Raw genomic sequence first — 15,779 nt, forward strand, 5'->3', positions numbered from 1 at the left:
ATTCTCTGTACCATCAAAAATGGAGGATTGCATATGAGAAAAATGGGAAAACATATCCCAGGGCTGATCGTGACGCTTGTGGTTCTGATCACAGCAATCGTATTTGCGGTCATGCTTCTGAATATGAAGGTGATCCCGACGAAGTTCATTGCAGTGATCGGACTGGTAATGCTGGTCCTGATCGTGATCGTCGGAGCGCTTGTATGGAGTACGGATGGTAAGATAAGATTTGTAGTGGGAGTGATCCTGGCAGCAGTTTTTGCAGCAGTATTCATTCTCGGAAGTATGTATGTTTATAAGACACATTCCACACTGGCAGGGATTTCCGGTGTGAACACAGAGGTTACGGAGGTCGGCATTTATGTCCGTGCAGATGATTCTGCAGATTCCATAGAGGCTACAGCAGATTATGTGTATGGTGTGCTGACAGATCTTGACAGAGCCAATTCGGACAAGGCTATTCAGGAAGTGGATTCCGAGACAGGCAAGACTGTGCAGGTCCAGGAGTATGCAGGACTTACAGAGTTGGTTGACGGTCTTCTGAACGGACAGACAGGTGCAATCGTGCTGAACAGCGCATATTTAAGCGTTATTGAAGAGATGGATGGATATTCTGATATTTCTTCCAGGATCAAAGAGCTGACCGTGAAGAAGGTGGAGACGACCATTGAGCCCCAGGAGACAGAGGCGAAGGCTGAAGAGAGTACCAATGACGGTTCTGTATATACCATCTTTATCAGTGGTATCGACAGCCGCAGCGGTCTTGTTGCAAAGAGCCGCAGCGATTCCAATATCATTGCTACGGTAAATACAGCTACCAGACAGGTGCTTCTGGTTTCCACACCTCGTGATTATTTTGTACCGCTTTCTATTTCAGGCGGACAGAGAGATAAGCTGACACATGCAGGTATCTATGGTATCAATGTATGTATGGATACTCTGGGAATGCTTTATAATGAGGATATCAACTATTATTTCCGTATCAACTTTGCGGGATTTGAGCAGCTGATCAATTCGCTTGGCGGAGTTACTGTTTATTCTGACTATGACTTTGATTCCAAGAATGAGACAGGATATCACTTCAATCAGGGAGAGAACTACCTGAACGGTGAGCAGGCTCTGGTATTCAGCCGTGAGCGTTATGCCTTTAAAGAGGGCGACCGTCAGCGTGGCAAGAACCAGATGGCAGTGATCAAGGGTGTGATCAACAAGGCTCTTTCACCGGAGCTTCTGAAGAATTATTCTTCTGTTCTTTCCAGCATCCAGGGATGCTTTGAGACCAATATCTCCTACGAGGAGATCGCCAGACTGCTCCAGCAGCAGCTGAACAACGGCGGTGACTGGAACATCGTAAGCTACAGTGTAAATGGTACCGGTGACACACAGAAGCCGTATTCTATGAGCCAGAAGGCTTACGTTATGATTCCGGATGAGTCTACCGTTCAGAAGGCGGAGGCCATGATGAAGAAGGTTCGTGACGGAGAGACTGTTTCCCAGGAGGAGGCAGACAGTGCAACATCAGCGGCAGCAGCTACGGATAATGATGCACAGGCAGCTGCAGAGGGAAGTACAGCAGAAGCGCAGGGTGAGACTGCAGCTGCCACACAGGATGGCACAGCAGATGCCCAGAGTGCAGACGGAACTGTTGCACAGCAGTAAGATAAAATTATTAAATTTTAGCATAAGAACAGCCGGGGAAGCGTAAAGCTTTCCACCGGCTGTTTTTTCATGAGAAACAGAACGAAAAAAAATCCACCGGCGATCACCGATGGATTTTTTTTTACAGGATCTCTTTCAGATATCTTTCCAGGGCATCCTGCCATGTTGGAAGTGGCTGAAAGCCGTTTTTTACAAGCTTGGATTTATCCAGGCGGCTGTTGAATGGACGTACAGCCTTGGAAACGCCGTACTCTGCAGTTGTGACAGGAGATACCTCTACTTTTTCGTATTCCTTGTGGCCGAGGGCAGCAGCCTGGCGGAAGATCTCTTTAGTGAAATCATACCAGCTGATGAAGCCGCCTTCGTTGGTTGCGTGATAGTAGCCGTATTTCTCTGTCTCGACCATGTCTACCAGAAGACGGGCAAGGTCGTAGGTATAGGTCGGAGTTCCGATCTGGTCACTGACTACGGTAAGCTTGTCATGGGTTTTTCCCAGATTTACCATGGTACGGATAAAGTTCTTGCCGTTTTTGCCGAATACCCATGCAATACGTACGATAAAGAATTTATCTACAGTGCCGGATACTGCCAGTTCACCGTCAAGCTTGGTCTGACCGTATACGTTCTGTGGAGCGTAGTCCTTGCAGTCCGGATCCCATGGTGTGGTTCCCTGGCCGTCAAAAACGTAGTCTGTGGAAATATACATCATCTTGATGCCAAGCTCCTTGCAGATGTCCGCAATGTTCTGTGTTCCTACAACATTGACAAGACGTACCTTTTCACGGTTTTCCTCGTCCTCTGCAGCGTCTACGGCTGTCCATGCGGCACAGTGTACCACTGCATCAGGCTTTACCTCACGGATGGTTTTTGCTACCGCTTCTTTATCTGTGATATCAAGCTGCACATAAGGCATGGTGGTAACAGGAGTACCATCAGCGATGCCGCTGTAGGAAGGAGCAATGTCACTTCCTACGCCTTCATGTCCACGGCCGGACAGTTCATTCATTACGTCATGGCCAAGCTGGCCGCCAACACCTGTTACGAAAAATCTCATGCTTTAACCTCCTCGCGGTTTCCATACATTTTTTCGTAGTAGTTCTGATACTCACCGGAGATGATGGTTTCCCACCATTCCTTGTTGTCAAGGTACCATTTGATGGTCTTTTTGATTCCATCTGCGAATTTTGTTTCAGGAAGCCATCCAAGCTCGTTGTGGATCTTGGTCGGGTCGATAGCGTAGCGCATGTCATGGCCTTTACGGTCTGCTACATGTGTGATCAGGCTTTCCGGTTTGCCAAGCTCCTTGCAGATCAGTTTTACGATATCGATGTTTTTCATCTCGTTATGTCCGCCTACATTGTAAACCTCGCCTACACGTCCTTTGTGGATGATCAGGTCGATGGCACGGCAGTGATCCTCAACATAGAGCCAGTCGCGGACATTTTCGCCCTTTCCGTAAACCGGGAGTGGTTTGTCGTTCAGAGCGTTGGCGATCATCAGCGGGATCAGCTTTTCCGGGAAGTGATACGGGCCGTAGTTGTTGGAGCAGCGGCTGATGGTCACAGGCAGGCCGTAGGTTCTGTGGTATGCGAGAACAAGAAGGTCAGCACCTGCTTTGGAGGAGCTGTACGGGCTGCTTGTATGGATCGGAGTTTCCTCTGTGAAGAAGAGGTCCGGTCTGTCAAGCGGAAGATCTCCGTAAACCTCGTCTGTGGAAACCTGATGATAACGCTGGATTCCGTATTTACGGCAGGCATCCATGAGAACAGCAGTACCCTTGATGTTGGTGTCAAGGAATACCTCCGGGTTTTCGATGGAACGGTCTACGTGGCTCTCAGCTGCGAAGTTTACCACGATGTCCGGATGCTCCTCCTCGAAAAGCTTGTAAACAGCGTCACGGTCTGTGATGCTTTCCTTTACAAAGCGGAAGTTCGGTTTGTCCATGACCGGTGCAAGAGTGGAAAGGTTTCCGGCATAGGTCAGGCAGTCCAGGCATACGATACGGTAATCCGGATGAGCCTCCATCATATGAAAAATAAAGTTGCTTCCGATAAATCCGGCGCCGCCGGTAACGATGATTGTCATAAAAAATCTCCTTTATAATAAATGATTGATCTTATGCGGATTCCGTCGAAACGGAGTCCGCAGGTAAATTCAGTGTCGGAAAATCAGATCGGCTTAGTGAAGCGCGTCCAGATATTTTCCATCCAGAACATCCTTGAGATACTGGCCATACTGGTTTTTCTTAAGGATTTCGTAAACCTTGAGCACGTCCTCCTTTGTGATCCAGCCGTTTAAGTAAGCAATCTCCTCAAGGCATGCGATCTTGCGGTGCTGATGCTGCTCCATGGTTTTTACGAAGTTGGTTGCCTCTACAAGGCTTTCATGTGTACCGGTATCCAGCCATGTGAAGCCCTGGCCCAGAAGCTCAACGTTCAGCTGTCCTTTCTCAAGGTAGATACGGTTCAGGTCTGTGATCTCAAGCTCGCCTCTTGCGCTTGGCTTCAGATTTTTTGCGTACTCTACAACCTTGTTGTCGTAGAAGTAGAGACCGGTTACACAGTAGTTGCTTTTGGGCTTTTCCGGTTTCTCTTCAATGGAAACCGCTTTTCCGTTCTGGTCGAATTCCACGATGCCGAAACGCTCCGGATCATCTACATAGTATCCGAAAACAGTGGCACCTTTGCCTGTTTCTGCGTTGTCTACAGCAGCTTTCAGGCGCTTTTTGAGGCCATGTCCTGCGAAAATGTTGTCACCAAGGACCATACATACGGTGTCGTTGCCGATGAATTCCTCGCCGATGATAAATGCCTGAGCAAGTCCGTCCGGGCTTGGCTGTACAGCATAGGTAAGGTTGACACCGAACTGATGGCCGTCACCGAGAAGCTCCTCAAATCTCGGGGTATCCTGCGGGGTGGAGATGATCAGGATATCACGGATGCCTGCGTTCATAAGAACAGACATAGGATAGTAGATCATCGGTTTGTCAAAGATCGGCAGAAGCTGTTTGGAGGTCACCATGGTAAGTGGGTAAAGACGTGTTCCGGAGCCTCCGGCTAAAATAATTCCTTTCATATGTTTTCTCCTTTGCGTGATGATGTGCAGCATAAGTCGTGCCTGCACATAACTTTGTTACTGTAACTGTATTATAAAAGGTGACGCAAGGTCACCTTCAAGAGCTTTTTTCATATTTTTTATTTTTGGCTATTTTTCACAAAGAAATACGCCGGCATCTTTGGTAATGCGGAATCCTTTGGCAGTTTTTCTGGCGGTGTAGGCCCGGAATTCCTTGTAACGGTCCAATATATACTGATTCTGGTTGCCGTGGCAGGAGAGGACGTAGGAGATCAGCGGCTCCGCATCCTGGACCAGAAGGCAGTCTTCATAAGAAAGCCACTGAGCCTTTGGGAAAAAAGGCGCTAGGATACTCTGACCGTTTTCACGTCCGAACCGTTCATAAAGCCGGTCTGCGGAAAGCACGATCCGTTCATCAAAATCCTGCACCAGCTGGCTGACCTCCTGCATATGTGCCTTTCCGTAAGCACTGCAGAGAAATCTTCCGCCGGGAGCGAGGACACGGCGGACTTCCTTCAGGACGGAAGGAATATCATCGCAGTAAAAAAGCACGTGATTGGCGATCACCAGATCAAAGCTTTCGTCCTTGCAGGGGATTTTTCTGCAGTCAAAGGCCCGGAATGCAAACCGGGTATCCGAGGAACCGATGGCTCGTCTGGCATCGCGGAGCATACCGCTGGAAATATCGGAAAGTGTGATGGAGATATCCTCCGGCAGAAGGGAAAGATTGTCGGTCCATAACGTTCCGTCCCCGCAGCCCAGCTCCAGAATACGAAGACCGGGTGAGATCCGGCATTGCTCAAAGATCCAGGGAAACCATCCCTGTTTGTTCTGGGAGTACAGGCTGTGGAGGTTGATCCTGGAGGAAATGTTGGTGGCATTCTGATACTGATTCTTGAGGCTTTTTTCCATGCCGGTCAGGTGGATCAGGTTCAGCATCTGGCTCCAGTCAATGGTGTGCTGTTCCTTTATCATCTGTGCGGTATCCTGGATCGCTTTTTCCACCAGCTGCATCTGTTCGATCCGGTCACGGACCAGACGAAGCTGGATATTCAGAGAATTCAGCATGAAATGATAATCGGAATCACCGATGGTCATTTCACGGATGTCATCCAGGGAAAAGCCCAGGTATTTCAGAAGGAGGATCTGCTGAAGCCTTGCAAAATCCTCATCTGTATAAAAACGTGCGCCGGATTCGGTGACGAGAGAGGGTTTCAGGATATCCTGTTTATCATAATAGCGGACAGTACGCAGAGTTACGTGTGCCATGCGTGCAAATTCGCCGGAAGAATAGTAGCCGTCTTTTTTCATAAAAAATAGAATCCTTTCTGAGGAAATAACAAACATCCTGTCATAGAAGTCATAAAAGAATTATAATTCAGATCCGGAAGCCGTACAAGAGTAAAACGTATAAGAGCAAACCGTACAGGAGAAAAACAGCATTGACAAAATTCTGCTGGTTTGTTAGTATATCGTTTCGAAAAAAAGGGAACCCCGGAATCATATTTCCGGGATAAGCGTTCGATATAAAAAGGAGTAATTTTTATGCGAAACCGTACTCTGGATATGGTAAAGGCAATCTGTGCTTATGCAGTTGTGCTTCTTCACGTCCATTTTCCGGGAAATGCCGGAATTATAGCCAATGTACTTGCCAGATTTGCAGTACCTGTGTTTTTTATGGTATCCGGATATTTTTGTTTCCGTGGCGATGATACGGAATTTATAAGAACCGGAAAAAAGATCCGGCATGTTCTGAAGCTGATGCTTGTGGCATTTCCGGTCTGCTGTCTGTGGGAGCTGATCCAGAACCACATCGACGGAGCAAGCCAGAAGGAATGGCTGGAAGCCCTGGTTTCGGGGGAACATATCCGCCAGTTTCTTCTATATAATAACAGCTCTCAGGTGAAATGGCATCTGTGGTTTCTCCCGGCACTGCTCTATTGTTATCTTCTTTTTGCCCTGGCAGCAAGATTCCGGATTTGTAAGCAGGTATATGTTCTGATACCGGTGCTTCTTCTGATCCATTTCGGAATGGAGGAATTTTCGACCTTCCTGTTCCCGGAAAAGCATTTCCGTGTTATGCAGTTTCGAAACTATCTGTTTACCGGATTTCCGTTTTTTATGTTGGGACATCTGATACACAGACATCAGGAAAAGCTGGAAGCCTGGTTTGCCGGAAAAAAAGTGCTTCTTTTGTATGGCATGGCAGCTGGCGGCGGGATCGCAAGTCTGCTGGAATACCGGTATTTTGGCAAACTGGAATTGTTTCTGGGGTCAGTATCTATGGCTGTTGGTCTTTTTCTCATTGCGATCATGGGAAAGAATCGGAAAGTGCCCGAGCTTCCGGCAGCCATCGGTCAGAAATATGCGTTTTTTATTTATCTGTTCCATCTCTGCGTGGCTGATATCCTGAAGGATGTGGCTGTGGTAGCTGGAATTGAGAAAAATCTTTTATATCTGTGGATGAGACCGGTGATGGTCTGTGTTCTTGTGACTGCTGTGGCGGTAATGTATGGATATGGAATGAAGATCTGCCGGAAATAGAAGAGTTTATGGTATTTTCATATTTATGCGCTGTGATTTTGTACCAAAATATGCTAAAATATCCTTTATTGATAAGTCACAGCACCCACCCGGAGGATGAGGGGAAAGCGACTGGAATATCCCGCTTCAGGGTAAGAAATACTGAGACATGAAAGAAAAAGGAGATTTTTATGGATTTACAAAACAGAGCGGAGGCCGGCAGTGACGGACACGATGAGAGTGTACTGAATCCGGAGATGCCCAACGAAACTGATCTGACGAAGAAGGAACGCCGCCGGATCGAAAGAGAGAAACTGAAGGGAATGGGAACAGGTAAGAAGATTCAGTATATCTGGATGTATTATAAGATACATATGCTGTGCGTGCTTCTTGCCATTGGCGGAGTCTGTCTGGGAGTGAATATTTATCGTCACGCACAGATGAAGACGGTGCTTTCCATTGCGGTGGTGAATGCAGGGAATTATGACTCTGAGAAGGTGGAAGAGGATGTTTTGAAGACACTGGGAACAGAGGATAAATATGCAGAAGTCAGTGTGGCGCAGAATCTGATGACGGACGAGACAGGAGAGGATTTTGATTACTATGCCAGGATCGCATATGTGACGGAAATCCAGAGTGCTACCGTTGATGTCCTGATCATGCCGAAGGAACTCTATGAACATGAGAAAGATAGCGGAATGTATGCAAATCTCAGGGAAACGTTTGGAGATGAGGTGTTTGAGTCTCTGGGCGCTGTGGATGATCAGCATCTGGAGCTTGACGGCAGTAGTAGTGTTGCTCAGGAATTTGGCCTGAGATATGATCCGGTGTGCATCTGCCTTCCGGGTAATGTGAAGAATAAAGAGAATGCGTTGAAATGGATCCAGTCTGTTCTGAAATGATGGATCCATATGCTTAGCTGAGTACAGAGATAAATAAGGCCTCCGGTTCGTAACACAGGAACCGGAGGCCTTATTATATATGAATATTACAGTGTATCGTTACGTTTGATGTAGCCAGGCTCATCCGCAGGACGGATGAGCTCCTTGGCATGCGTGATCTTGGCATGCTTGTCTACCACCAGATTTTCGATATGGACATTCTCACCGATGGTGCAGTCTGCAAGAACGACACAGTTCTTGATAACAGCGCCCTTTTTGATGGTACAGCCACGTCCGACAATGGAATTCTCTACAGTTCCCTCGATCATGGAGCCGTTGGAGATAACGGAGTTGGAAACATTGGCTGTGTCAAAATAATGAGTCGGGCAGGAGTTATTGGTGCGTGTATAGATTGGCCAGTTATCATGGAAAAGATCCGTTGCAGTTTTGTAGTCGATCAGATCCATATTTGCATCGTGATAGCTCTTGAAATCAGTGATCGATGCAAAATATCCGCGATGGGATACACCACGTACATCCAGCTCACCGTCTCTGCAGCCGGCATTGATCACGTCTGCAAGGGTATAAAGAGAGGAGATCTCTTTTGCCTTATGGATGAGGCTGATGAAAAGCTCCTTGCTCATTACGTAGGTATCCATGAAAATGTTGCGGTTCTTTGCATTGCCGTGGTTGTGCTCAATGGAGAGAACACCCTTCTGACGGTTCAGGTTCAGGATGTGGCAGTTCAGATAGTTCTCCTTGGCATTATCAACGGAATGATAAAGCATGGTCACATCTGCACCGGATTCGATATGGGCATCGATCAGCTTGGAATAGTCGGTGGTGTAGATCATGTAATTCGGAGCGATAACAACATACGGATAATGAACTGCTTCGATGCACTCCAGATTGGAGTAGTAGTTGTCGATATCGGTGTTATAGATATCGTTGACTCCGGAATGCTCTGAAAAGAGGAGTTGGAGATTACCGCTCTTGGAGTTGATGTTGTAGTGACGTCCGGTTCCGAGATGTTCTACAAGAGAACGGGGTTTGTTCTTTACATAGACCTGAATGTACTCAATTCCGCTGTTGGTCATATTTGAGATTGGGAAGTCGATGACACGATATCTTCCGAGAAATGAAAAGGCGCCGATCGCACGGTAGTCCTGAAGCCCCTCCACATGGATATTTCTTTCTGAGGAATTCACGATTCCAAATGCTTTAAACATATTACTCAGCCCCCTTTACACGTTTTGATACAAGTTCGATGTGCTCACTGTCCTTGGAACCGACACGAGCATTGGCACCGATCACGACTCCGTCTGCAACGAGAGCACGCTGGACAACGGCACCTGCTTCAACAACAACACCCGGCATCAGGACACTGTCGATGATCTTGGCACCAGGACCGACCTTGACGCCTGTGAAAAGTACGGAGTTGGTGATCTCACCTTCTACAACACAGCCCTGAGTAATGAAAGCAGTGTTGATCACAGCTGTATCACAGATATACTGTGGAAGAGAGGTAGCATCCTCAGTGTAGATTTTCCAGGTAGGATCGTTAAGATCCAGTTCACTGTTAGGACTGAGAAGATCCATGTTTGCTTCCCAGAGGGAATCGATGGTTCCTACATCCTTCCAGTAGCCTTTGAACTTGTAGGCGTAGAGTGCCTTGTCCTGTGCAAGGAGTGTAGGGATGATGTCTTTACCGAAATCGTGATTGGAATCCGGATTTTTGATATCTGCCAGCAGGAGCTTGCGCAGAAGCTTCCAGTTGAATATGTAGATACCCATGGAGGCAAGATTGCTCTTCGGGTGTTCCGGTTTCTCTTCAAATTCCACGATGCGGTCATCTTCACCGGTGTTCATGATACCGAAACGGCTGGCTTCCTTCATGGGAACCTCGATAACTGCAATAGTCGCATCTGCCTTATGCTGGATATGGTCATCAAGCATCTTTGCATAATTCATCTTATAGATGTGGTCACCGGAAAGGATCAGAAGGTATTCCGGGTTCTGTGAGTCGATGAAATCAATATTCTGAGAGATCGCATCAGCTGTTCCACGGTATACATCCAGACCGGCATCAGCCTTCTCACGTGGAGGAAGTACATAAACTCCGCTGTCCTTGGCATCAAGGCCCCAGCGGCCACCGGCTGCTACATAGCTGTTCAGTAAAACTGATTCATACTGTGTCAGTACACCTACGACATCAATGCCGCTGTTGGCACAGTTACTGAGCGGAAAATCCACGATACGGTATTTACCGCCATAACCAACGGCTGGCTTGGCAACTTTATTCGTCAACTCGTGAAGACGACTTCCTCTTCCACCGGCCAGGATCATTGCTAACATACTGTTTTGTTTCATGGCGAATCCTCACTTTCATTTCTTGTTTACTGCCAGGTGTCTTTAACCATAAAAACAATAAACTTTGTTAATATTATACACCTTTTAAAAAAGAAAATCCAGTTTTTTGTGCAAAAAAACGTTATTTTTATATTGGGAAATTAGACGGATTTGGGAAAATTGATGGATGATCTGTCGAAAAAAAGAAACGCTTAAGAAGGTTCCGGGATGCTGAAAAAACAGTAACACTGAAAATAGCCGGATTTCGGATACATCGGCGAAGATTCTTGCGGAAAATGTGAAAGCAGTGTATTCTGTAAAAAAAGTCCGGAATACAGCGGAGAAAGGATATTGATATCAGACAGGGAGAAGACAGGATGAAAGAAGAAAGAATTTCCAATTATGTAAAACTATGTGAAGAGTGGGCACAACGCTTTTTGAAGATGGATCAGGCAGATCTGCATAAACGGGTGCCGGAACTGAAGGAAGAAAACGGGTTTCTCACGATCATTCATTTCGGAAGAAGATATGGGGTGAGTCTGGAAGACGGCAGTATCCGGAGCCTGGATGGACAGAGAGAACCGGATACTACGGAGATGCTGAATATTTATACGCTTCTGGGGTATGCGAAAGAGGGGGCTTTTATTATGGATAAGTGGGTCCCTTTTGCAGATCTCAGGAATGCAAGACCATTTGCGCCGGCGTATCAGATCGGAGAGACGGATGTGTTCAGTGCTACATTTTCCGGCCATGAAAAGGAATTGAGGGAGGCGTTTCAGAAGCTTGACGGCAGGGAACTGCCCCAGGGTGATGTGGGATATGAGATCAGGGCCTTTGACTGTATGCCTATGAGATTCTTTTTCTGGGAACGGGACGAGGAGTTTGAAGCACAGGGAAATATCCTGTTTGATTACAGTGCCACAGATTTCAATCATGTGGAGAGTGCGGTATCCATAGCAGATTCCGGGATCAAAAGGCTTGCGGAGCTTGCCGGGGTTCCGCTCAGGGGGAAATCTTTTCAGATGCGCTGATAACCGAAATATAATAAAACCAATATGAAAAATAAATAATACGAAAGATAATTGCAGTTATCAGAAAAATCGTATATAATGAAGGAATATTTAAGGATTTTGAGACAGTAACTGTCACGAAGGATCTATGAGAAATTTACGAATCCGGAGGTGATGCTCGTGGGGAAAAATGCATCGGGAATGTATGTCATAGATGAGGATTATAAGATTATCAGCTATAACCTGGCAGCACGTGAGATCTATCCGCAGCTGAAGAGGGGCGAGAAATGCTATCACTGTCTGAGAAACAGAGAAACTCCCTGTGAGATCTGTCCGGTCGTTAACGGGATCAAAGGTCCGAAGAATTATCTGGAACCGGGACGGAATATCCTGCGTTCGGTTGATGCTGTGGAGATTCCGCTGGAATCCGGCGGGACAGGACATGCCCTTGTTTTTTCGGATACAGAGACGAATGATGAGATCAGCAGCGGAATGATGGAGAATCCGATTCTTATGGGGATCATTAATGTTCTCGGAAAAAATTTTATCAATATCTACTCTGTTGACAGAGAGACTCATAAGGTCCAGGTATGCCGCTTCCAGGGGCAGAGTGGAGCTTATGGGGAGGAGGGACTTCGCAGGGATGAATCCTATGAGAAGATCATGGATATTTATATTGAGAGCAGTGTTGCGGCAGAGGACAGGATCCGGATGCATCAGATGATGGATTTTGAGAAGATATGCCAACGTCTTACAAGGATTCCCCAGTTGATGGTACATTATCGTGTACGCCGAAGCAACGGGAGGATTGAATATTTCTATGTGAAATGTGCCAGGGTAGGAACGGCTGAGGATTTTCAGACCGTGGTGTTTGCTTTTGCCAATGAGGATATGGATGTACGGTACAGTGAGATGGAGGCCATACTGGAACCAGGAGGAACAGCATCCGGAAGAAAACTTCTTATTGTAGTGAATGACGAGACGGATCGGAAAGCGCTTACAGAACATCTGGAGGGCAGTTTTGAGGTTATCTCTGCGATGAATGAAGCAGAGGGGATGAAGCGTCTGTCTGAGAATTACAAAACCCTTTCTGCAATTCTTCTTGATATGAGTGTGCCGGTATGTGATGAATTTCAGTTTCTGGAGCTGATCCGTGATGATGTGATGCTGACCTCTGTGCCTGTGATCATCATAACCGGAAGTAACCGGTTGGAGGATGAGGTGCGATGTCTGGAACTGGGAGCAGTGGATTTCGTACGGAAACCGTATAATGTCCGTATATTAAAAAGTAAGATCAACAATGTGATCAAGCTGAGAGAGTCCGTGATGGTACTCTCAGCTCTGGAATATGATGATCTTACAGGGCTTTATATCAGACAGGCCTTTTTCCATCATGCAAAGACGCTGATGCGCTTTAATACGAATCAGGATTTTCATGTGGTGGTGGCAGATATAAAGAACTTTAAATGGATCAACGGAACCTATGGAGAGAAGACCGGTGATCAGGTTCTTACCTATCTGGGAGATACGTATAGAAATCAGGTTCGCTACGGGACGGTGGGCAGATATGGAGGAGACCAGTTTGTAGCCATCATATATGGAAAGAAAGAGATCCGTATGACAGATATGGAGAAATTTATCCACAGGGTCGAGAGCGGAGCGCCGATTCCTAATCTGGTGGTCAACTATGGGGTCTATGAGAATGTGGATAAGACACTGCCTTTTACCCTGATCTGTGACAGGGCTTTTCTGGCCATGAAGAGTATCCGGGATGACTATGAGCACCAGATCGCTTTTTATGATGATGAGATGAGACAGAGGCATATCCGTAACGGACAGATGGAGAATGCTTTCGTGGAGGCTATACGCAATGAAGAATTCGTAGTCTACCTGCAGCCGAAATACAGTGTGGAGACAGAAGAGATCGTTGGGGCGGAGGCACTGGTGCGCTGGAAGAGAGCGGAAGGAACTATGGTTTCGCCGGGAGAATTTATCCCTCTTTTTGAGAAGGATGGTCTGATCGTACGCCTTGATGAATATGTTTTCCGAAAGGTATGCAGCATCCAGGGGGAACGTATAAGATCAGGGAAAAAGATACTTCCGATTTCGGTGAATCTGTCACGTGCCAGTATCCATTACGATAATATGATCTGTCGTTATGTGAAGATCGTGGAAGAAAATGGCATTCCGTTTTCTTCTGTTCCCATTGAATTGACAGAAACTGCTGCGTTGTATAATGATCGGATCAGTAAGCTCATAGAGAAGATGGTGGATGCAGGATTCGAGCTGCATATGGATGATTTTGGCTCCGGCTATTCATCTATGACAAGCCTGAACCAGCTGCCATTCGATACTCTGAAGCTGGATAAAAGTCTGATCGATTACATAGAGAATTTTCGTGGGCAGCAGGTGATCCGTCATACCATTTCGCTGGCACATAGCCTTGGAATGAAGGTTCTTGCCGAGGGCGTGGAGAAAGCAAAACAGGTGGAGATCCTGCGAAGCCTGAGCTGCGATGAGATCCAGGGCTTTTATTATGCACGGCCTTTGCCGTGGGAAAACTTTGAAACAAAGGTTATAAGAGCAAAAGAGGCGTGTAAAAAATGAGAGATCATTTTTACACGCCCTTTTTACAGCTAATGTTTCCGGACCTGTTTTTCAATAAGATAAAGTGCAAAATACAGCAGCATGGCAATGATGCAGAGGATCACAATGGACATCAGGACCCATGTAAGTCTGAATGTCTGGCTTCCGTAAATGATCAGGTATCCCAGGCCTTTTCGGGCACCGATAAATTCTCCGATGATCACGCCTACCAAGCAAAGCCCGATGTTGACCTTCATCACACTCAGGATAAGAGGAACGGAGGAGGGCAGGACGATCTTCAGAAGCTTTTCCTTTTTGTGTCCCCCCAGAGTTTCGATCAGCTTCAGCTTTTCCGGATCTGCCTGGCAGAAGCCGGAGTACAGATTGATAACGGAACCGAAGATGGCTACAGACATGCCGGCGACCACAATGGTACGTTCGTTGGCACCAAGCCATACGATCAGAAGAGGGGCCAGAGCAGATTTCGGGAGACTGTTCAGTACCACCAGACATGGCTCCAGGATCCGTGCGATCCGTCGGGAGCACCAGAGAAGTACTGCGGTTCCTACACCCAGGATCACAACAAAAAAGAAACTGACAAGAGTTTCTGCCAGTGTCACGGCAATATGTGCAAACAGGGACTGATCCCTGCACATGGAAAGAAAGGTCTTTGCGATCAGGGAAGGACTGCTGAAGATAAAGGAATCGATCCATCCAAGATCAGAGGATATTTCCCAAAGTCCCATAAACAGAACAAAAAGAAGTGTCCGCGCAGCCAGGATAATGTTTTTTTCTTTTTTCTGCCGTGCAAGATATTGTTTCTGCTGTCTGGAAATTTCAGGCATTTTCATTGAGCTCCTTCCATATGATGTTAAAATATTTTTTAAAATCCGGAGCATTTCTGGAGGAGAGGGGAGTGCGGTCGCTGATATCCAGATCGATATCAATGATCTTTCGTACAGTGGCAGGACGTGCAGAAAGGATCAGTACCCGGTCGGCCATACTGATGGCTTCGGAGATGTCATGAGTGACCAGGATCGCAGGTTTGCCGGAGCTTTTGAGGATTTTTCCGATATCATCACTGACATTTAAGCGGGTCTGGTAATCCAGAGCGGAAAATGGTTCGTCCAGAAGAAGGAGCTCCGGTTCCAGCACCAGGGTCCGGATCAGAGCGGCACGTTGGCGCATACCGCCGGAAAGCTGGGAAGGGCGGGCATCACGGAAACGGTCCAGACCGTAGGTCTGAAGAAGGGCTTCTGCATGTGCCAGCTTTTCAGGTGTGAGCTCTTTCCGGATCTCCAGGCCGAGAAGGATGTTTTTGTAGATGCTCCGCCATTCCAGAAGATGATCCTTCTGGAGCATATATCCTACAGCGGCACTGCCGGAGGATACCGGCCGGCCTCCCAGAGTAATGGAACCGTGCTCAGGAGTGAGCAGGCCGGCAATGAGATTCAGAAGAGTGGATTTTCCGCATCCGGAAGGTCCTACAATGGACAGAAATTCACCGGGCATCAGATCAAAGGATATATGAGAAAGGGCGGGTGTCTCACCGGACAATGTGTGATAAGAGAGACACACGTCCCGCACTTTCAGGACAGGATTCATGGATGTTGCCTCCTTTTCGTAGATAATGATATAATATTATCATATGTCTGAAACATGAGAAGGCCAATGGCAGAGATGCATACTTTGATGT

13 protein-coding genes are annotated in these 15,779 nt (G+C 47.0%); 5 read left to right on the forward strand and 8 right to left on the reverse strand.

Annotation, left to right across the window (positions count from 1 at the left end; genetic code table 11):
- Positions 1-33: 33 nt before the first annotated feature.
- Complete coding sequence (locus BLP57_RS02500) at positions 34-1,659, forward strand: LCP family glycopolymer transferase (protein ID WP_092069242.1); 1,626 nt, start codon at positions 34-36, stop codon at positions 1,657-1,659.
- Positions 1,660-1,780: 121 nt separating this feature from the next.
- Here BLP57_RS02500 and rfbD read toward each other — a convergent pair whose 3' ends face one another.
- The 4 genes from rfbD to BLP57_RS02520 all read right to left on the reverse strand — a co-directional run bounded on the left by rfbD (position 1,781) and on the right by BLP57_RS02520 (position 6,045).
- Positions 1,781-2,713: a dTDP-4-dehydrorhamnose reductase gene (gene rfbD, locus BLP57_RS02505; RefSeq protein ID WP_092069245.1), complete on the reverse strand. Its 933-nt coding sequence runs from the start codon at positions 2,711-2,713 to the stop codon at positions 1,781-1,783.
- Complete coding sequence (rfbB, locus tag BLP57_RS02510) at positions 2,710-3,744, reverse strand: dTDP-glucose 4,6-dehydratase (protein ID WP_015525710.1); 1,035 nt, start codon at positions 3,742-3,744, stop codon at positions 2,710-2,712. Before rfbB ends, rfbD begins: the two co-directional genes overlap by 4 nt.
- A 93-nt stretch (positions 3,745-3,837) precedes the next feature.
- The gene (gene rfbA, locus BLP57_RS02515; protein ID WP_015525711.1) at positions 3,838-4,734 is read right to left on the reverse strand and encodes a glucose-1-phosphate thymidylyltransferase RfbA; all 897 of its coding nucleotides are present in this window, start codon (positions 4,732-4,734) and stop codon (positions 3,838-3,840) included.
- 129 nt (positions 4,735-4,863) lie between these two features.
- Positions 4,864-6,045, reverse strand: a complete 1,182-nt coding sequence (locus BLP57_RS02520) for a MerR family transcriptional regulator (protein ID WP_021976536.1) — start codon at positions 6,043-6,045, stop codon at positions 4,864-4,866.
- A 234-nt stretch (positions 6,046-6,279) separates the two neighbouring features.
- On the opposite strand from BLP57_RS02520, the gene BLP57_RS02525 reads away from it, so the two are divergent.
- Positions 6,280-7,278, forward strand: a complete 999-nt coding sequence (locus BLP57_RS02525) for an acyltransferase (protein WP_092069248.1) — start codon at positions 6,280-6,282, stop codon at positions 7,276-7,278.
- 170 nt (positions 7,279-7,448) lie between these two features.
- Positions 7,449-8,159 (forward strand): hypothetical protein, encoded by a 711-nt coding sequence (locus tag BLP57_RS02530; RefSeq protein ID WP_092069251.1) that lies wholly within the window; start codon positions 7,449-7,451, stop codon positions 8,157-8,159.
- Positions 8,160-8,245: 86 nt separating this feature from the next.
- Here BLP57_RS02530 and glgD read toward each other — a convergent pair whose 3' ends face one another.
- Positions 8,246-9,367, reverse strand: coding sequence for a glucose-1-phosphate adenylyltransferase subunit GlgD (gene glgD / locus BLP57_RS02535; RefSeq protein WP_092069254.1), 1,122 nt, complete (start codon positions 9,365-9,367; stop codon positions 8,246-8,248).
- 1 nt (position 9,368) lies between these two features.
- The gene (locus tag BLP57_RS02540) at positions 9,369-10,508 is read right to left on the reverse strand and encodes a glucose-1-phosphate adenylyltransferase (protein WP_021651100.1); all 1,140 of its coding nucleotides are present in this window, start codon (positions 10,506-10,508) and stop codon (positions 9,369-9,371) included.
- A gap of 356 nt (positions 10,509-10,864) precedes the next feature.
- Between BLP57_RS02540 and BLP57_RS02545 the strand changes: the two genes are divergently transcribed.
- Together BLP57_RS02545 and BLP57_RS02550 are read left to right on the forward strand one after the other, a co-directional pair.
- Positions 10,865-11,518, forward strand: a complete 654-nt coding sequence (locus BLP57_RS02545) for a DUF3786 domain-containing protein (RefSeq protein ID WP_015525717.1) — start codon at positions 10,865-10,867, stop codon at positions 11,516-11,518.
- Positions 11,519-11,677: 159 nt separating this feature from the next.
- Positions 11,678-14,104 (forward strand): putative bifunctional diguanylate cyclase/phosphodiesterase, encoded by a 2,427-nt coding sequence (locus BLP57_RS02550; RefSeq protein WP_242872541.1) that lies wholly within the window; start codon positions 11,678-11,680, stop codon positions 14,102-14,104.
- 29 nt (positions 14,105-14,133) lie between these two features.
- Here BLP57_RS02550 and BLP57_RS02555 read toward each other — a convergent pair whose 3' ends face one another.
- Complete coding sequence (locus tag BLP57_RS02555; RefSeq protein WP_059086313.1) at positions 14,134-14,928, reverse strand: ABC transporter permease; 795 nt, start codon at positions 14,926-14,928, stop codon at positions 14,134-14,136.
- Positions 14,921-15,688, reverse strand: coding sequence for an ABC transporter ATP-binding protein (locus BLP57_RS02560; protein WP_092069257.1), 768 nt, complete (start codon positions 15,686-15,688; stop codon positions 14,921-14,923). Before BLP57_RS02560 ends, BLP57_RS02555 begins: the two co-directional genes overlap by 8 nt.
- Between the last annotated feature and the right edge of the window lie 91 nt (positions 15,689-15,779).

This window comes from Blautia sp. SF-50 (assembly GCF_900101315.1).
Classification (GTDB): Bacteria; Bacillota; Clostridia; order Lachnospirales; family Lachnospiraceae; genus Blautia_A; species Blautia_A fusiformis.